Annotated in this window: 19 protein-coding genes and 1 pseudogene; 6 read left to right on the top strand and 14 right to left on the bottom strand. The window is 72.6% G+C overall.

The features are described 5' to 3' along the window. Positions 1 to 27 precede the first annotated feature (27 nt). The 3 genes and pseudogenes from B446_RS27980 to B446_RS39040 all read right to left on the bottom strand — a co-directional run bounded on the left by B446_RS27980 (position 28) and on the right by B446_RS39040 (position 1,701). On the bottom strand, positions 28 to 465 hold the full coding sequence (locus B446_RS27980) for a hypothetical protein (protein ID WP_020942791.1): 438 nt from the start codon (positions 463 to 465) through the stop codon (positions 28 to 30). A gap of 102 nt (positions 466 to 567) precedes the next feature. Next, positions 568 to 1,353 carry an AfsR/SARP family transcriptional regulator gene (locus B446_RS27985; RefSeq protein WP_020942792.1) on the bottom strand — a complete coding sequence of 262 codons (786 nt, stop codon included), beginning with the start codon at positions 1,351 to 1,353 and terminating at the stop codon, positions 568 to 570. 252 nt (positions 1,354 to 1,605) lie between these two features. Further along, a pseudogene (locus B446_RS39040) lies at positions 1,606 to 1,701 on the bottom strand. Positions 1,702 to 1,875: 174 nt separating this feature from the next. On the opposite strand from B446_RS39040, the gene B446_RS27990 reads away from it, so the two are divergent. The 6 genes from B446_RS27990 (at position 1,876) to fabI (ending at position 7,204) form a co-directional block, all read left to right on the top strand. Beyond that, positions 1,876 to 2,883, top strand: a complete 1,008-nt coding sequence (locus B446_RS27990; protein WP_020942793.1) for a DUF2156 domain-containing protein — start codon at positions 1,876 to 1,878, stop codon at positions 2,881 to 2,883. Between the two features lie 80 nt (positions 2,884 to 2,963). Further along, positions 2,964 to 3,113 carry a hypothetical protein gene (locus tag B446_RS39780; RefSeq protein ID WP_020942794.1) on the top strand — a complete coding sequence of 50 codons (150 nt, stop codon included), beginning with the start codon at positions 2,964 to 2,966 and terminating at the stop codon, positions 3,111 to 3,113. A 259-nt stretch (positions 3,114 to 3,372) separates the two neighbouring features. Continuing rightward, positions 3,373 to 4,488, top strand: coding sequence for a fatty acid desaturase family protein (locus tag B446_RS27995; RefSeq protein WP_020942795.1), 1,116 nt, complete (start codon positions 3,373 to 3,375; stop codon positions 4,486 to 4,488). 223 nt (positions 4,489 to 4,711) lie between these two features. Further along, positions 4,712 to 6,082 (top strand): MFS transporter, encoded by a 1,371-nt coding sequence (locus B446_RS28000; protein WP_020942796.1) that lies wholly within the window; start codon positions 4,712 to 4,714, stop codon positions 6,080 to 6,082. Positions 6,083 to 6,110: 28 nt separating this feature from the next. After that, on the top strand, positions 6,111 to 6,440 hold the full coding sequence (fdxA, locus tag B446_RS28005) for a ferredoxin (protein ID WP_020942797.1): 330 nt from the start codon (positions 6,111 to 6,113) through the stop codon (positions 6,438 to 6,440). Continuing rightward, positions 6,437 to 7,204 (top strand): enoyl-ACP reductase FabI, encoded by a 768-nt coding sequence (fabI, locus tag B446_RS28010; RefSeq protein WP_020942798.1) that lies wholly within the window; start codon positions 6,437 to 6,439, stop codon positions 7,202 to 7,204. The genes fdxA and fabI overlap by 4 nt, the downstream gene beginning before the upstream one ends. A gap of 74 nt (positions 7,205 to 7,278) precedes the next feature. Here fabI and serS read toward each other — a convergent pair whose 3' ends face one another. The 11 genes from serS to B446_RS28065 form a co-directional block, all read right to left on the bottom strand. Continuing rightward, positions 7,279 to 8,556 (bottom strand): serine--tRNA ligase, encoded by a 1,278-nt coding sequence (serS, locus tag B446_RS28015; protein WP_020942799.1) that lies wholly within the window; start codon positions 8,554 to 8,556, stop codon positions 7,279 to 7,281. Beyond that, positions 8,549 to 10,033 (bottom strand): APC family permease, encoded by a 1,485-nt coding sequence (locus tag B446_RS28020; protein ID WP_020942800.1) that lies wholly within the window; start codon positions 10,031 to 10,033, stop codon positions 8,549 to 8,551. The genes serS and B446_RS28020 overlap by 8 nt, the downstream gene beginning before the upstream one ends. Before the next feature lie 107 nt (positions 10,034 to 10,140). Further along, a complete protein-coding gene (locus B446_RS28025; protein WP_020942801.1) occupies positions 10,141 to 11,361 on the bottom strand; it encodes a beta-ketoacyl-[acyl-carrier-protein] synthase family protein in 1,221 nt (406 codons plus the stop codon). Beyond that, positions 11,361 to 11,591 carry a phosphopantetheine-binding protein gene (locus B446_RS28030; protein WP_020942802.1) on the bottom strand — a complete coding sequence of 77 codons (231 nt, stop codon included), beginning with the start codon at positions 11,589 to 11,591 and terminating at the stop codon, positions 11,361 to 11,363. Before B446_RS28030 ends, B446_RS28025 begins: the two co-directional genes overlap by 1 nt. Positions 11,592 to 11,658: 67 nt before the next feature. Next, complete coding sequence (locus B446_RS28035; protein WP_020942803.1) at positions 11,659 to 12,666, bottom strand: beta-ketoacyl-ACP synthase III; 1,008 nt, start codon at positions 12,664 to 12,666, stop codon at positions 11,659 to 11,661. Beyond that, a complete protein-coding gene (locus B446_RS28040) occupies positions 12,663 to 13,643 on the bottom strand; it encodes a hypothetical protein (RefSeq protein ID WP_020942804.1) in 981 nt (326 codons plus the stop codon). The genes B446_RS28035 and B446_RS28040 overlap by 4 nt, the downstream gene beginning before the upstream one ends. Beyond that, positions 13,640 to 14,185, bottom strand: a complete 546-nt coding sequence (locus tag B446_RS28045; RefSeq protein ID WP_020942805.1) for a flavin reductase family protein — start codon at positions 14,183 to 14,185, stop codon at positions 13,640 to 13,642. The genes B446_RS28040 and B446_RS28045 overlap by 4 nt, the downstream gene beginning before the upstream one ends. Continuing rightward, positions 14,182 to 14,718, bottom strand: a complete 537-nt coding sequence (locus B446_RS28050) for a hypothetical protein (RefSeq protein WP_020942806.1) — start codon at positions 14,716 to 14,718, stop codon at positions 14,182 to 14,184. The genes B446_RS28045 and B446_RS28050 overlap by 4 nt, the downstream gene beginning before the upstream one ends. A gap of 20 nt (positions 14,719 to 14,738) precedes the next feature. After that, on the bottom strand, positions 14,739 to 15,221 hold the full coding sequence (locus tag B446_RS28055) for a type II toxin-antitoxin system RatA family toxin (RefSeq protein WP_020942807.1): 483 nt from the start codon (positions 15,219 to 15,221) through the stop codon (positions 14,739 to 14,741). 2 nt (positions 15,222 to 15,223) lie between these two features. Further along, positions 15,224 to 16,522 carry an aspartate aminotransferase family protein gene (locus B446_RS28060; RefSeq protein WP_020942808.1) on the bottom strand — a complete coding sequence of 433 codons (1,299 nt, stop codon included), beginning with the start codon at positions 16,520 to 16,522 and terminating at the stop codon, positions 15,224 to 15,226. Between the two features lie 140 nt (positions 16,523 to 16,662). Next, positions 16,663 to 17,805: an acyl-CoA dehydrogenase family protein gene (locus B446_RS28065; RefSeq protein WP_020942809.1), complete on the bottom strand. Its 1,143-nt coding sequence runs from the start codon at positions 17,803 to 17,805 to the stop codon at positions 16,663 to 16,665. Positions 17,806 to 17,819: the final 14 nt, after the last annotated feature.

Here is a 17,819-nt window from a genome sequence, read left to right on the forward strand (position 1 = left end):
CTCCCCCTGGTTCCCTGAAGTGACGGATTACCGGTCGCCGAGCCGGCGCAGCGCGCTCGCCTGGAGTGCGGCGAACGCCGCCACGACGGCCGCCTGCAGCACGGTCCACACCGTGCCGACGGTGTTCGGGCCGAACCACCCGAAGACGGCGGTGACGACCGAGGCGAGCGCCCACAGCGCGTTGGCCTCGATCACCGCCTTGGTGGCGGTCCCGCCGGGCACCGGCCGGCTCGCCAGCAGGGCCACGAGGGCGCCGTACACGGTGAGGAACGCCCCGATGCCGCGCAGGAGTCCGGAGCCGAGGCCGAGCAGATCGCCCACCGGTCCGGCGGCGAGCAGGTAGATCAGGCCGTTGGCGGCGGTGACGGCCGCGTCCAGCGCGAGGAAGGTCCGTAACGGGCGGGCCGCGGCGGAGCGGGTGAGCGTATGCCGCGCCGCGTGCGCCGGGGTCTGGCTCGTGGTCATGGGGCCTCCGAAAGTAGGGAAGTCTGATTCCACTTGCCCGAAGAGCGTGCCAGGACGGGCTGACCGGCGGCTGACGGAGCGCTTACGCGCCCGGCCGGTCCCTCAGACCGGCTGCAGGCGCATGTCGCCGGTCAGGGCCGGGTCGTGGGAGAGGATCGCGTGCTCGACCCGGCGCAGCGCGGGGGAGGGCTGTATCCCCAGTTCGTCGTCGAGGTGGCGGCGCATCCGGCGGAAGACGTCGAGCGCGTCGGCCTGCCGGCCCGAGCCGTACAGGGCGATCATCAGCTGCTCGCAGAACCGTTCCCGCAACGGGTGGTTGGTGTGGGCCTCGGTCAGTTCGGCGAGCACCGCGGCATGGCGGCCCAGCCGCAGCTCGGCGTCGAAGCGCAGCTCCATGGCGCGCATCCGGTACTCCTCGTAGCGCGCGGCAGCGAGCTGGCACAGCGTCCCGGCGGTGAACCCGCCGAACACCGGACCGCGCCACATGCCCAGCGCGTCGCCCAGCAGCCGCGCGGTGCGGGCCGCGTCGTCCGGCGTCGCGGCCTCGGCCAGCCGCACCGCCCTGATGAACTCGGCCGCGTCCAGCTCGCCCTCGCCGACACCGAGCCGGTAGCCGGAGGGGTGCATGGTCACCCGGGAGGCCGGCCGGTCCGGCTCCAGGTCACGGAGTCTGCGGCGCAGCCGGCTGACGTGGGCCTGGAGCGCGTTGGCCTGGTTGTCGGGGACCGAGTCCCCCCACATCTCCTCCGCCAGGCTCTCCCCGGACACCGGCTGCCCCTCGCTGACCAGCAGCGTCTGCACCAGAGTGCGCTGCAGGTCGCCGGAGACGTCCGCCGGGCCGTGGACGGTGAGTATCTGCAGCGCTCCGAGTACGGAGAACCTCAGCATGCCTTCTCCCCCTTGAACGACAATTCCTGGCGAAGATGTTTCTTTCCCGATTCTTTCCGGGCCCGTGCCACGGTGAAATGCCGGGGCCCCGAACGCGCCGCGCCCCGGCGGGCGCATGATTTCTCATCGGCCCGCCGGGGCGGTTGCTCCGCCGGGACGGGGGGCGGCCGGCGGCTCCTGGGACGTCCGGTCCCGCAGCGTCTTCGGCGCGGCACCGGACGGAAAGAATTCTTGCTCGTGTACTTCCGACCGTGGCGGAGAGGGCAGGATTCGAACCTGCGCAGGCCGTCGCCGGCCCGACCTGAGGCGTGCTCAAGGTCCCCGATCAGCCACTCCGGGCACCTCTCCTCGCTTCCGGCCCGGTTTCCCGTGCCGTTCACGGAAACAACAGTCGCAGCACCCGCTGACGGAATGCTGACACGCTTCTGACGCAGGCAATGAATTCCTTGTGGCCCTTTTCTCGGACGTCCTCACGGTGTTGTACTCCCTTCGATGGAAAACGCTCCCGAAAGGGGTAAGGGAATGACCGCGACCACCACCGAAACCGTCACCGGAAACCTGGTTCTCGACGCCATACGCCGCCACACGGACGCCGAGAACCCGAGTTCTTTCCTGGCGCTCAACAGCGGAAACAGTACGTTCACCGTCCCGGGCACGGACGGTGTCGTCGTCTACCGCCGCACCGGCCGCTGGGCCGTGCAGTTCGGCGGCCCGTTCGCCGCCGGACAGGACTACGCCACCCTCCTGGAGGGCTTCCGGCAGTACGTCCGCGACGAGGGCCTGAGCCTCGTCGGCGTCCAGCTCCAGCGCTCCGACGCCGAGCGCTACGCCGCCGCCGGCTTCACCGTCAACCAGGTCGGCGCCTCCTGGGCGGTGGGCCTGCCCGAGTTCACCCTGCGCGGCACCAAGTTCATGCAGCTGCGCAACAAGATCTCCCGCGCCCACCGCAACGGCCTGACGATCAAGGAGGTCGACGCGGCCGACGTCCAGGACGCCATCGCCACCATCGACCAGGCCTGGCTCGGCTCCAAGGGCGGAGCCCAGCAACTGGAGTTCCTGGTCGGCCAGATCGGCGGCCCGGTCCAGGAGCACCGCCGCCTGTTCGTCGGCACCATCGACGGCGCCCCGGTCGCGTACATCTCGTACTCGCCGGTCTACGGCAGCCGGGCCGGCTGGATGCACGACCTGAGCCGGCGCATCCCGGAGGGCTCGCCGGGCCTCATGGAGGCCATCAACGCGCACGCCATCGAGGTGTTCCGGGCCGAGGGCGTGCAGTGGCTGCACTTCGGGTTCACGCCCTTCACCGGGCTGGACGCGAGCCACGAACTCGACGGCCACAGCCCCGCGTTCCAGTGGCTCATGCACGCTCTGTGGGCCGAGGGCGCGGCGCTGTACCCGGCGCAGACGCAGCTGTCGTACAAGCAGAAGTGGGCTCCCGACGTGCTGATCCCGGAGTACGTCGCCGTGGACGGCCCGCAGGCCTCGCTGCCCGGCTTCGCGCACGTCTTCCGCGCCTGCAACGCCTTCTGACGGCACCGGCACCCCACTCCCCACCGCGCACCACCCACCCCCACCGCACCGCACACACGCACCGGAAGGAGCGAGCAGAGATGAGCCAGTCCACCGAGGAACTCCAGCACGCCATGGTCGAGCAGCTGATGGCGGTCATCGGCGCCCCCGACGACGAGGCGGTGGCCGAGGCCGCCGACTCGGTCGTCCGCGCCCTCGACGAGCGCCTGCGCGCCGGGGCGGCCGGCTGAGCCCCGCGCCGCACACCCGGTCAGACCGGTATCAGTGCCACATCAGCGCTCCACGGAACGCTGGACACACGTTCGCCCGGCGGTCCGGGCCCGGGAGCACCGCACTGTGCTCCCGTCGCCCGGGTCCGCCGGACGGACCCCAGGCCCTGTCCCGCGGCGGTGACCGCGCGGGAGCTGAAGTCGACTCGCGGCGCCCGCAGCTCCGTGGGGCAGCGGTGCCGCCGCCCGATCCGGGCACTTCTCCCAAGGAGAGCAACGCATGCAGCGTCCGCACACACAAGAGGCCGGGGCCGCGCTGGCCGCCGGTTCAGGCGCCGGCGCCGGGCAGCGCACCGGTGCCTCGGCGACCTTCTCCGAACTACTCAAACGGGTCAAGGCCGAGGGTCTGCTCGACCTCGACCCCCGGTACTACGTGGGCAAACTCGCCCTCAACACCGCCCTGCTGCTGATCGGGTTCGCCGCCTTCTTCGAGCTGGGCGACTCCTGGTGGCAGCTGCTGACGGCCCTGTGGATGGGGCTGTGCGGCGGCCAGTCGGCGTTCATGTGGCACGACGCCGGCCACAAGGCGATGTTCCGCAGCAAGAAGGCCGCCTCGGCGGTCGGCTACGTCCACGCCAACCTGGTCAACGGGGTCAGCTACGGCTGGTGGGTCAACCACCACAACCGCCACCACAGCAACCCCAACCACCTGGACATGGACCCGGACATCGGCCGGCGCACCGCCATCTTCGACATCAAGCAGTACCCGACCCGCAAGGGCACCCAGAAGTTCGTCGTGCGCTACCAGAGCGTGCTGTTCTTCGTGCTGCTGGTGCTCGAGGGCTTCAAGATGCTGAAGACCGCCGTGCTGTCGATCGCCCAGGGCAAGACGAAGCGGCCCGTGCTGGAGACCTCCCTCATCGTGCTGCGCACCGCCGTCTACCTCGGCCTCGTCTTCACCGTGCTCTCCCCGGTCCTGGCCGTCGCCTTCGTCCTGGTCCAGCACGCCGCCCTGGGCGTCTACTTCGGGATGATCTTCGCGCCGAACCACAAGGGCATGGACATCCGCGACGGTGACGAGGAGACCCTGGACTGGCTGGAGCGCCAGGTCCTCACCTCCCGCAACATCCGGCCCAGCCTGCTGATCGACTTCCTCTACGGCGGTCTCAACTACCAGGTGGAGCACCACCTGTTCCCGGCCATGCCGCAGAAGAGCCTGCCGCGCGCCCGGGAGCTGACCCGCGAGTACTGCGCCGAGCGCGGGGTGCCCTACCACGAGGTCGGGTTCTGGGCCTCGTACCGCGAGGTCGCCTCGTTCCTGCACGAGGTCAGCGCGCCGGTGCGACGCGGCGACGTGGAGGAGCAGATCCGGCGCCAGGCCATGGAAGCCGCCTGAGGCCGGTCCACCACCCCGCACCACCTTCCCCACACCCCCGCGCCCTCTTCCCCACACCCCCCACAGCGGGCACCCGCCCCCACACCCCCACACCCGGCCCCCGGGCCGCGCGCCCGGGCCACCGCGGGCCCGGGCCGCGCGCCCGGCCCCGCGGTGGCCCGGGCGGTTCCTTCCCGGGAGCGACGCAAGAGTTCGCAGGCAAGTCCCCAAAGGAGCCAGCCCCATGTCCCAGACCACCGCGGCGGCGGGCGGAGTCACCGCCCCCGCCTCGATCGGGGTCCGCCTGGACCGCATGCCGATCACCCCGCTGCACCGAAGACTCACCGCGGTCATCGGCGTCGGCCTGTTCTTCGACACCTTCGAGAACAACCTGTCGGGCACCATCGGCAAGGTGCTGCAGAGCGACTTCGGCTTCGGCGCCACCTCGCTCAAGCTCGTCCTGGCCTCCGTGTTCGTCGGCCAGTTCATCGGTTCCCTGACGCTCGGCCGGATCGCCGACCGGTTCGGCCGGCGCCGCGCCTTCCTGATCAACCTCGCCATCTACTCGGTGTTCTCGCTGCTCGGCGCGTTCTCCCCGAACGCCGGCTGGCTGATCGTCACCCGCTTCCTCGCCGGTGTCGGCATCGGCGCCGAACAGGCCCTGTCCGACTGCTACCTGGCCGACGTGCTGCCCGCCCGCAAACGCGGCCGGTTCATCGCCTGGGCCTACACCCTCGCCTTCTGCGGGGTCCCCGCCGTCGGCTTCGCCGCCCTGTGGCTGGTGCCGCTGACCCCGCTCGGCGTGGCCGGCTGGCGCTGGCTGTTCGTGCTCGGCGCGCTCGGCTCGGCCGTGGTGTGGATCCTGCGCCGGCAGCTCATCGAGTCCCCGCGCTGGCTGGCCGCCGCGGGCCGCACCGCGGAGGCGGAGCACCTGGTCGACCGCATGGAGGCGGAGGCGGCGGGCCGCGGCCTGCCGCTGGAGACCCCCGCGCCCGCCGAGCCCGGCACGGCCGGCCCGCAGGCCCGGCTGCGGGACGTCCTGCGCCCCGGCATGCTCCGCCGCACGCTCGTCCTGTGGCTGTTCTGCGTGCTCTCCGTCGTCGGCTACTACGGCTTCGGCACCCTCGCCCCGCAGATCGTCGCAGCCAAGGGCTACGGCATCGTCGCCGGCCTCGGCTTCACCGCGCTGTCCTTCCTCGGCTACCCGGTGGGATCCGCCCTCGCCCTGCCCGTCGTCGACCGCGTCGAACGGCGCACCCTGGTCGCCCTCTCGGCGGCCGCGATGATGCTCGCCGGACTCGGCTTCGGCTACGCGGACTCCGCCGCGACGATCGTCGTCTGCGGCTTCGCCTACACCCTGTTCAGCAACGTCTTCTCCAGCGTCTCGCACGTGTACCTGTCGGAGCAGTACCCCACCGCGATCCGGGCCACCGCCTCCGGCGCCGCCTACTCGCTGTCCAAACTCAGCGCCGCCGCACTGCCGTTCGTGCTGCTGCCGGTGCTGGACACGCACGGCACCGGCGCCCTGTTCGGTGTCATCGCCGCCGCCATGGCCGTCCTCGCCGTCACCGTGCTGACCCTGGGCGAGCGCACCACCGGCACCCCACTGAAGTGAAACCGGCCGACCTAACGAGGAGTTGAGCATGGCCTACGTCATCGGACTGCCCTGCGTCGACGTCAAGGACCGCTCCTGCATCGAGGAGTGCCCCGTGGACTGCATCTACGAGGGCCGCCGCGCCCTCTACATCCATCCGGAGGAATGCGTGGACTGCGGCGCCTGCGAACCGGTGTGCCCGGTCGACGCCATCTACTTCGAGGACGACATGCCCGAGGAGTGGGGCGCCGACCACGCGGCCTCCAACGCCGCCTTCTTCGACGGGCTCGGCTCGCCCGGCGGCGGCAGCGCCCTCGGCCCCCAGGACCACGACTCCCCGCTGGTGGGCGCCCTGCCCCAGGAGGTGACGGTGGCATGAGCGGCATCCTCGCCGGCAAGCGCGTCCTGGTGACCGGGGTCGTCACGGACGCCTCCATCGCCTTCCACGTGGCCCGGATCGCCCAGGAGGAGGGCGCCGAGGTCCTGCTGACCGGCTTCGGCCGGCTCAGCCTCATCGAGCGCGTCGCGGGCCGCCTGCCCAAACCCGCCCCGGTGATCGAGCTGGACGTCACCGACAAGGACCAGCTCGCCTCCCTGGCCGGGCGGATCGGCGAGCACGTCGACTCCCTCGACGGCGTCGTGCACTCCATCGCCTACGGCCCGCAGGGCGCCTTCTCGTTCCTGGACGGCACCTGGGACGACGTCTCCACCGCCGTGCAGGTCTCGGCCTACTCGCTGAAGTCCCTCACCACGGCCTGCCTGCCGCTGCTGGAGCGGCGCGGCGGCTCGGTCGTCGGCCTCACCTTCGACGCGGCCGTCGCCTGGCCGCACTACGACTGGATGGGCGTCGCCAAGGCCGCCCTGGAGGCCACCAGCCGCTACCTCGCCCGCGACCTCGGCGGCCGCGGCATCCGCTGCAACCTCGTCGCGGCCGGCCCGCTGCGCTCCATGGCCGCCAAGTCCATCCCGGGCTTCTCGCAGCTCGCCGACGTCTGGGAGACCGAGCGGGCCCCGGCCGGCTGGGACCTCGCCGACCCGGACCCGGCCGCCCGCGGGGTCGTCGCCCTGCTGTCGGACTTCTTCCCGCGCACCACCGGCGAGATCGTCCACGTGGACGGCGGAGTGCACATGATGGGCGCGTGAGGCACCGCGAAGGGGCGGGAGCCGAGGTCCTCACCTCGGCTCCCGCCCCTTTCGCGTCCCGGGCCGGGCCCCGGCTACTCGGTCCCGCCGCCCGGCAGGATCCGCCGGAACCCGGTGTACGGCACGAGGGCGTCGGGCAGCACCACGGACCCGTCGTCCCGCACGCCCTGCTCCAGCAGCGCGGCCACCGTGCGGCCGATCGGCAGGGCCGAGCCGTTGAGCGTGGCCGCCGGCGTCTTGCGGCCGTCGGCCCGCTTGACCCGGATGTCCGCGCGGCGGGCCTGGAAGGTCCCGCAGTCGGACACCGAGGAGATCTCCCGGTAGGCGCCGCCGCCGGGCAGCCACACCTCGATGTCGTACGTCATCCGCGCCGAGAAGCCCATGTCGCCCGCGGGCAGCAGCACGGTGCGGAAGGACAGTTCGAGCCGGCGCAGGCACTCCTCGGCGTGCGCGACCATCAGCGCCAGCTGCTCCTGCGCCACCTCCGGTGCGCAGATCCGCACCAGCTCCACCTTCTCGAACTGGTGCAGCCGCAGCACGCCCCGGGTGTCCCGGCCGTACGCCCCCGCCTCCGCGCGGAAGCAGGGCGTACGGGCGGTGAACGCGTACGGCAGTTTGCGCGCGTCCAGGAGCTGCCCGGCCACCAGGTTGGTCAGCGGCACCTCGGCGGTCGGGATCAGGAACAGCTCCCGGTCGCCGACCTGGGTGCGGAACAGGTCCTCCTCGAACTTGGGCAGCTGCCCGGTCCCGGTCATCGTGTCGCGGCCGACCAGGAACGGCACCGACTGCTCGGTGTAGCCGTGCTCGCGGGTGTGCAGGTCGAGGAAGAAGTCGCCGAGGGCCCGCTCCAGCCGGGCCCCGGCCCCGTGCGACACGCTGAACCGGGCACCGGAGAGCCGGGCCGCCGCGGGGGAGTCGAGGATGCCGAGCGCCTCCCCGATCTCCGCGTGGTGGCGGGCGCCGTCGGTCGGGCGCGGGGCGGGACCGCCGCGCCTGACCTCCACCGCCTCCTTCTCCGAGTCGCCGTCCGGCACGGCGTCCAGCGGCAGGTTGGGGATGCCCAGCAGCAGCTCGGTCAGCGCGCCGGCGGCCGTGCGGGCGGTGCCCTCCGCCTGCTGCACCTCGGCGCGCAGCGCCCGGGCCGCCTCCTTCTCCGCCTCGGTCGGCGGCCCCGAGCGGCGGGCCTTGGCGGTGCGGTTCAGTTCGGTGCGCAGCCGGGTCACCTCGGCCTGGGAGGCCGAGCGGTCCCGCAGCGCGCCGCTCACAGCGTCCAGGTCGAGGTCGTAGCGGCGCCGGGCCAGGCGGCGGACCGCCTCGGGACCGGCCTCGATCAGCTCGTTCGGGTCATGCATGGCGGTCTCCTGACAGAGCGGGGGCGGCCGGGCCGGGGTCCGGCGCCGCGGTCGTGGTGTGCCGGGTGCCGAGCAGGGCGTAGCGGGCCGGCCGGGCGGAGCGCAGCCGGGCGGCGTACAGCAGGCCGCCCGCCGCGACCAGCGGCAGCAGCCAGGGCAGGGCGGCGATGACCTGGGACGGGGAGCCGGTGAGCATGTCGAAGTTGCCGACCACCAGCCACACCGAGGCGGCCAGGCCCAGGAAGCCCAGCAGCGGGGCGACGACCTCCCGCCACCAGTGGCCGCCGCCCTCGCGCCGCCGCAGCCGCAGCCCGAGCACCGACAGCGCGGCCAGCGCCTGGAGGGCGACGATGCCCAGGGTGCCCAGGCCCAGCATGCTGGTGGTCAGGTCGGCGTACGGGTCGAGACCGGCCACCGCGAAACCGCCCACGACCACCGCGGTCAGGGCGCTCTGCGCGAGGCTCGCGCGGTGCGGGGAGCGGTGCCTGGCGTGCTCGGCGGCCAGAGCGCCCGGCAGCAGGCCGTCCTCGGCGAGCACCTGGGCGTAGCGGTTGGCCGCGCTGTGCAGGGCCAGCGTCGCCGCGAACAGGCTGGTGCACAGCAGGATCTGCAGCCCGGTGCTGCCCGCCTTGCCCAGGAAGTCGTCGCCGAGGACGAAGAACAGGTCGCCCATCTGCTTGCCGGCGACCTCGCGCACCCGGTCGCTGCCGACCGCGCCGACCGCCAGCCAGCTCGTCAGGGCGTAGAAGCCGGCGATCAGGGTGACGGCCGCGTAGGTGGCGCGGGGCACGCTGCGCCGCGGGTCCCTGGCCTCCTTGCCGTACAGGGCGGCCGACTCGAAGCCGATGAAGGAGACGAACGCGAACATCAGCGAGACGCCGGCCCCGTGCCCGGCCGCGGTGTGCGGGGAGAAGGAGGTGGCGGGCAGGGCGTGCAGGCCGTGCCGGGCGAGGATCGCCACGTCCAGGGCGGCCAGGACGCCGATCTCGCCGAGCATCAGCAGGGCCAGCACCCGGGCGCTGAGCGCGATCTCCCGGTAGCCGAGCACGGCGGTCAGCAGCAGGCCGACGGCCGCGCACCACTCCCAGGACACGGTCAGGCCGTGGGCGGCCAGCACCAGTTGGGTGAAGTAGCCGAGCGCGCCGGCCAGGCCGATGGTCGCGCAGTTGTAGGAGAGCAGCGCGACGTAGCCGGCGGCCACCGCGGGCGGCCGGCCGAGCCCGTCGGCGACGGAGGCGTAGAACCCGCCGGACCCCCCGGTGCGGCGGGCGCTGACCGCGTAGCCGACCGAGAAGCACAGCAGGGTGACGCCGGCGAACAGGAAGGCCGCGGGGACGCCGGCGCCGTCACCGAAGGCGAAGGCGAGGGGGACCGTGCCGACCATGGCGGAGAGCGGGGCCGCGGCCGCGACGATCAGGAACAGGATGTGCCCGGTACCGAGCCGTCCGGACGGGGGTGGGGAACCACTGGTGGACATGGGGAACTCCAGAGCGAGCAGGGCGGAAAGGGGGAGCGGGACGGAGAACAGCCGCCCGCGGAGGATCCTCAGCGGACGGCTGTCGAGGCGCCCCACAGGGGCGCGGACTAGGCGGGCGCGATCGCCAGCGACGTGTTCTGCCCACCGAAACCCAGCGAGTTGCTCAGGGCCAGGTCGATCGGCATGTCGGTGACGGTCTGGGCCAGCTTGACCTCGATCCGGGGATCGGGCATGACCAGGTTGGCGGTAGGCGGGATGACTTCGTGTTCCACGCTGAGCACGGCGAACGCGGCCTCGACCGCGCCGGCGGCGCCCAGCAGATGACCGGTGACTCCCTTCGTGGAGGTGACCAGCGGGTCCCCGCGCAGGGTCCGCTGGATCATGCGGGCCTCCGACAGGTCGTTCAACGGGGTCGAAGTCCCATGGGCGTTGACGTGCTGCACGTCGTCCGGATCGGCTCCGGCGTCGGCGAGGGCCGCCCGTACGGCGGCCTCGATGCCGGTGCCGTCCGGGTGCGGCGACGTCATGTGGTGCGCGTCGGCGGTCGCCCCGTACCCGATGATCCGGCCGTGGATGTGCGCGCCCCGGGCGCGGGCGTCCGCGACGCGTTCCATCACGAGGATTCCGGCGCCCTCCCCGGCGACGAATCCGTCCCGGTCCACGTCGAACGGACGGGAGGCGGACGCCGGGTCGTCGTGCCGCTTGGACAGGGCGCCCATCTGCGCGAACCCGGCCATCACCAGCGGGGTGATCATGGCCTCGCTGCCGCCCGCGAGGACGACGTCGCAGCGGCCGAGGGCGAGCAGGTCACGGGCCGTGCCGATGGCGGTCGCGCCCGAGGCGCAGGCGGTGGCCACCACCAGGTTGGGCCCGGTCGCCCCGAACTCGATGGCCGTCTGACCGGCCAGCATGTTCGGCAGCTGCATGGGCAGCAGCAGCGGCGACACCCGGTCGGCGCCCTGCTCGCGCAGCACATGGTGCTGTTCCTCGACCGTGCCCGGCCCGCCGTCGGCGCAGCCGAGCACCACGCCCACCCGCGCGCCGTCCCAGGACTGCGGGTCCAGGCCCGCGTCGGCCACCGCCTCGTGCGCGGCGACCAGCGCGAACTGGACGAACCGGTCCAGGCGGTGCGCGCGTCGCGCGCTGAGCAGGCTCTCGGGGTCGAAGCCGGGCACCCGGCAGGAGATCTGTACAGGGTTGTTCGCCAGTACCGGATCCAGGGCGGCGGCCGGCCTGCCGTCGCAGACCGCCGCCCAGCTCGGCCCGACCCCGATACCGCCCGGGGTGACCAGGCCGAGCCCGGTGACGGCGATGTCCATCCCGGCCATCAGACCTTCGCGCTCCGCTCCTCCATCAGCCGGACCATGTCGCCCACGGTCTCGGCCTCAAGGAGATCGTCGTCGCTGATGTCCAGGTCCAGTTCGGACTTCAGCAGCAGCGACAGCTCCACCACGGCCAGCGAGTCCAGCTCGATGTCCTCCCTGGTGGCCTCCGGAGTGATGGACTCGGGCGACACCTTGAGCTTGTTGGACAGGATTTCCTTGAGCTGCTCCAGCATGTCGGTTCCTTTCGAGGGTGTACGCGCCGCGCGCACCGCTGAATCGATATGAGTGACTGACGGTCGGTCAGGTTGTCTGCAGCTCCGGCCAGACCACGGTCGTGGCGCCCCAGGACAGGCCGCCGCCGAACGCGGTCAGCAGCACCCGGTGCCCCGCCGCGAGCCGGCCCTCGGCGGTGGCCTCGGCGAGCAGCAGCGGGATCGAGGCGGCGCCGGTGTTGCCGACCCGCGCGATGTTGCTCAACTGCCGCTCGGCGGGGATGCCGAGCCGGTCCGAGACGGCCTCCAGGATCCGGGCGTTGGCCTGGTGGGCGACGAACCGGTCGACGTCGTCGAGACGCCATCCGGCCCGCTCGGCGGCCTCGGTGGACGCGGCGGTCATGCGCTCCACCGCGTGCCGGTAGGTGTCCCGGCCGAGCATCCGGAAGTAGTGGTCCTCCGGGTCGACCGGACGGTCGCTCGACCGCTGCCGGGAGCCGCCGGCCGGCACCTCGATCAGGTGGCTCAGCTCGCCGTCGCTGCCGAGCACCAGCGGGCCGATCGCCCCGGGCTCGTCGGCGTCGCCGGCCCGCAGCACCACCGCGCCCGCGCCGTCCGCGAAGATCACCGCGGTGGTGCGGTCCGCGGGGTTGATGATCGTGGTGAAGGCGTCCGCCGCGATCAGCAGCACCCGGTCGGTGATGCCGGCCGCGATGAGCCCCGCGGCCGAGGCCAGGCCGTAGGGGAACCCGGAGCAGACGGCCGCCACGTCGAAGGCGGGCACCTGCCCGAGCCCCAGCCGCGCGGCCACCTGCGGCGCGGTCGCCGGGCAGGGCTGGTCGGGGGTGGTGGTGGCCAGCACCACCGCCCCGACCCGCTCGTCGCCCGCCGACTTCAGCGCCCTCAGACCGGCCTCCACCGCGAGGTCGCCGGTGGAGGTGCCCGGGGTGATGAAGTTGCGCTCGGCGATCCCGGTGCGCGACCTGATCCAGGCGTCGGAGGTGTCGAGCCGTTCGGCCAGGTCGTCGTTGGTCACCACGTTGGGCGGGACGTACGACCCGATGCCGGTGACGACCGCGGCCCGGCCGGTGCTCATGCGCCGGCCTCCGACGAGAGCACCTCGACCGGCAGGCCCATGTACTCCATGCGGACCTCGGCCATCTCGTCGGTCCACCGCTCGGCCATGTCGTAGCGCTGCTCGGCGGTGGTGTCCAGGAGCCGCACGCCCGGCCAGACCTCGTAGTCACCGATCTTGTCGGCGTGCTCGGCCATGCCCTGCTGGAACAGCTCCTCGCGGTGGATGACGAACTCCCGGTCCGGGATCTCGTCCCACAGCTTCACGCCCGAGCGCAGGATCTCCAGCAGGCGCGGCGTGTACTCGGGGTGCCGGGCCACGTGGTCGCGCAGGATGGTGCTGGCCACGGTGAGGTGGCGGATCTCGTCGATCGCGGTGCCCCGCGAGATCTCACCGGTCGCCGGGGACAGCGGGGTCCACTTGCGCTCGCTCAGCTCGGCCGCCGGGGCCAGCACGCCCTCGATGATGATGGCGAACACGGCGACCCCGCCGGGGAAGTCGGCCCGGTCGCGGACGATGTCGAGGGTGAAGTCCACCACCGGGTCCAGGACCCGCTTGCGGTAGTCCCGCGCCATGTCCTCGATGTCCCTGAGCAGGGTGCTCGCCGGGATGCCCAGTTCCACCAGGTGCTGGCGGAACACCCGGGCGTGCCGGGCCTCGTCGATGAGCTGGGTGGCGTAGAACTCCATCTCGGGGATGCCCGGCGCGATCGACACGTAGTGGCCGAGCAGCCGGGTGGCCAGCTCCTCCGCCAGCGCCCGGAAGCCGAACTCCAGCACCAGCGCCTCGCGCAGCGGGCCGGGCGCCTTCAGGAAGCCGGGCGTGACCGCGTTCTCGTGGTGTCCGGTGACCCCGCGGTCGCGCAGCGTGCCCTGGGCCACCGAGGTGATCCAGTAGGCGAGGTCGCACTCCTCGGGGCCGAGGGTGAGTTCCTTGGCGCCGTCCAGCAGACCGGGCGCCTTGTCCCAGTCCGCCTCCGGAGCTACGGGTGCGGTCATGATGCGGCGGCCTCCTTAGCCGGGCGCAGGGAGCCGGCGTACAGCCCGCCGGCGTAACTGAACAGGGGGAGCCCGTCGTCCGCGGTGGCCCGCACCACGTGTCCGAGCAGCAGTTCGCTGTCCCCGGCCGCGTGCGCGGAGTGGAACCGGCAGACGTAGTGGGCGAGCGCGCCCGCGATCAGCGGGGCGTGCGCGTACCGGTCCGCCGTCCAGGCCAGGCCCGCGAAGGCCGCGTCGCCGTCCGGCCGGCCGCTGTCGGCGAACCGCCGGGCCACGTCGGCCTGGTCGCCCGCGAGCACGTTGATCGCGAACCGGCCCTCGGCGGCGGCCAGCCGGGCGAAGGACGACCCCGCCCGCAGGACGACCCCGACCAGCAGGGGCGAGCGCGAGACCAGGGTCACCGTGCTCGCGGTGGTGCCGTGCGTCCGGTCCTCGGGGCCGGTGGTGAGCACCGACACCGGCGACGCCAGGTGGTACAGCGCCCGGCGGCGTTCGGCCGGGTCCTGCCGGACCGGACGGCGTACGTCCGTGGCCGTGGTCATCGCACGGCCTCCTTCTCCCGTACGACCGTCCGCGCCGCCGGGACGTGCCCGACCGGCACCGGGTCCATGGCGTGGCCCACCGGCTTGGGGTGGGGCAGGCCCAGGTCGTCCAGCAGCCGCAGGTAGCCCTCCTGGCGCACCGGCTCGAAGGGCAGTGCGAAGGACTTCATGAAGTTGCCGAACAGGCCGCGGTCGCCGAACAGGTGGAACGGCAGCACCAGCAGCGCCCACTCCGGCTTGACCAGCCAGCACCACAGCGCGGCCACCGCGCCCTGCGTGATGAGGCTGTGCATGACGTTGTAGAGGACGTAGTACGCCTTGTGGATCGGCCGGCCGCCGCTCTTCTTGAACGCGATGGCACCGGGGATGTAGCCGATCAGGTCGATGTAGAGGAACAGTCCGAGCGCGGGCAGCCAGCGGATGTCGCCGAAGTGGTAGACGATCATGCCGGTGGTGACGGCGAGGCCCACCAGGTACTCGGCGCGGTGCAGCGAGTACGTGCGGGGTGTCTCGAAGGGGTTCGCCTGGTCCATGGTCAGCTCCTCGGCGATCCCTAGGCGCCGACGGCGGCGGGCTCGGTGAGTTCGATCCCGCCCTGGATGCGCACGGCCGGGTACAGGCCGGTCAGCGCCCAGGCGACCGTCTCCTTGATGACCCGCTCGGCGATCGGGTCGAGGATCCCCTCCAGGCTCGGGATCCCGAAGTCGAAGTCGGCGTCGAAACGCACGGCGACGTCCTGTCCGGACTGCCGGAAGGTCCAGGTCCCGGTGAAGGAGTCGAAGTCGCCGTCGGACTGCTCGAAGCGGATCTCCCCGCTCTCCGGCAGCACGGTGTCGTCCTCGGTCCAGCGCAGCAGGCCGCTGCGGAAGTGCAGCTCCCAGCTGGAGGAGGGGTTCGGGTCGGGGTAGGAGGAGTGCACGGTGGTCGCGTTGACGTGGGGTGCGAGGTCGGGGTACCTCTCCCAGCGCCGTACGGCGTGCAGGACCGTTTCAGCCTGCTCCGCGGGTATCAGGGCATCGAGTTCGACGTGCCGCACGATCAGTTACCGCCTTCCGGCATCTTGGCCGCGCCCTTGATGAGGTCGCGAGTGGCCAGGTCGAAGGAGTTGACGAGGAAGTCCACGTCGGTGTCGTCCAGCACGGCGGGCGGCGTGAACCGCACCACCGAGCTGCCGTTCATGGAGTGGTTGGCGACCACACCGTGGTTGAACAGTTCGATCAGCAGCTCGCCGGCGAGGCCCGCCTCGACCAGCTCCACGCCGATGAGCAGCCCCTGGCCGCGCACGTCCACCACGAGCTCGGGGATGTTGCGGTGGGCGACCTCCGCGATGCGCGGCAGCAGCCGGGCGCCGAGGTCCATGGCCCGGGTCACCAGGCGCTCCTCCTTGACGGCCCGGATCGCGCCCTGCACCGCCGCCATCAGCACCGGCTGGCCGGAGAAGGTGGCGGTGTGGACGTAGGGGTCCTTGTCGAAGGGGCGGAACGCCTTGCGGGTGGCGACGGCCGCCGACACCGGCATCACGCCGCCGCCGAGCGCCTTGCCGGTGAGCAGGACGTCGGGGACGACGCCCTCGACGTCGGCGCCCCACCACTCGCCCAGCCGTCCGAAGCCGGACTGCACCTCGTCGAGGATCAGGAAGCCCTCGTACTCGCGGACCAGTTCCTCGACCCGCTTGAGGTAGCCGCGGGGCGGGATGATCACGCCGCCCTCGCCCTGGACCGGCTCCAGGATCACGCACAGCTCGCCCGGGTGGGCGCGCAGTTCGGCCTCCAGGGCGTCGGCGTCACCGAACGGCAGGTGCTGGAAGTCGGGGATGAGCGGGCGGAACGGCGCCTGGTAGACGTCCTTCGCGGTCGCCGACAGCGCACCCAGGGTCTTGCCGTGGTAGCCGCCGCGCATCGAGACGGTCCGCTTGAAGCCGCCCGCGCGGGCCAGCTTCAGGCCGGTCTCCACCGCCTCGGCGCCGGACAGCGCGAAGTGCACGCGGTCCAGGCCGGCCGGCAGCACCGACACCAGCGCCTCGGCGGCGCGCGCCACCGTCGGCTCCAGCAGGATGCGGGTCGCGGTGGGGTGGGTGCGCAGCTGGCGCTCCACCTCCTCCATCACGATCGGGTGGCGGGCACCCATGATGAAGACGCCGTAGCCGCCCGCGTTCAGGAAGCGCTCACCGTCGCTGGTGGTGAGCCAGGCGCCCTCGGACGCCACCTCCATGTGGCTGCCGAACAGCTCGGCGAGGGTGGCCCGGCCCTTGCTCAGGTGGGCCCGGTACAGGTTGAGGATCTCCGCCTCGTCGTCGACGGCGGTCGCCGGCGCCGGCGAGTCCTGAATGACGGTCACGTGTGGCTCACTCCAAAAGGTCGGGTGGGGGGAAGCGCCCCGAAGGGGCGCGGGGCCCTGTCGATGTGCGGCTACCGCCGCGTGGGCGCGACCAGCCACAGCCGGCCCGCAGAAGCCCACTCAGCTCCGCCTGCCGAGCTCTAGGCCAGAACCAGCGGCCCGCCGCCGAAGTAGGCGAGCAACGGCTCCGAGGCGGCGATCCGGGACGGCGGGTGGAACGCCAGCGCCCGAGTAGCGGCGGCGACCTGCGCACTGGCCGGGTTGTTGATGAACTCGAGGCCGCCCAGCAGCTCCAGGGCCCGTCCGACGATGTCCGGCAGCGCGTTCTGCACCGCGTACCGGGCGACCAGCACCCGGGCCACCGACTCCTCGTCGCCCGGCTCGGCGCCCGTGCCGCGGGCCACGCCCTCCAGCAGGGCGAGCGCCGCCTCCATGTCGACGGCGAGCGCGGCCCGCTCCTCGACACTGCCGCGCTTGCGCTCCACCACCTGCTCCACGAGGGCGGCGGCGCTGCCCGCGTAGCCGGCCGAGATCAGCATCTCGAACCAGACGAACCCGGCCGACTGGAGGTCGTCGAGGCGCGTCGGGTCGTCGGCGCCGGCCCGTACGACCATGTCGGCCGGGACGAACACGTCCTCCAGGCGCACCTCTTCGCTCTCGGCGCCGGCCAGCAGGTCGTTGCCCCAGAAGTCGTGCACGGACAGGCCCGGCGCGCCGGCGGGCACCAGCGCGAGCGCCAGCTCGGGCTCGCCGCCCTCCTCGCCGTGGATGGCGATCGACGCCGTCAGCAGGCTCATGGAACGGGACAGGCTGCACGGCTTCTTCGAACCGGACAGCAGGAACCCGCCCTCGACCGGACGCGCGGTCACGGCCGGCTTCAGGATGTTCTGCGCGGTCCGGCCCTCGGCCCAGCCGGAGGCCATCACCTGCTGCTCCGGCACGATCCGGTGCAGCAGCTCGGTCTGCGCGCCGGTGAGCCGGCCCGACTTGACCGCCAGCGAGTACAGCATGGCGGCGGTGAAGTGGTGCATGGACACGGCCGCCACCAGCGACGGCGACACGGCACCCAGGGCCAGCTGGACCCGCAGCGCCTCGAGGGGGGCGGCGCCGTGGCCGCCGTAGGCCTCGGGTATGAGCAGACCGACCCCGCCATGGATGCGGAACAGGTCGATCACCGGGCTGCCGGGCCGCTCCCGCTCGGTGTAGGGGATCTGCTCCAGCTCCTTGAGCAGTCCGGGGTGGAACCGCTCGCAGACGGTCCGGGCAGCATCGAGGGAACGCACGGGAAACCTCCGGG

The sequence above is a fragment of the Streptomyces collinus Tu 365 genome (assembly GCF_000444875.1).
Taxonomy (GTDB): Bacteria; Actinomycetota; Actinomycetes; order Streptomycetales; family Streptomycetaceae; genus Streptomyces; species Streptomyces collinus_A.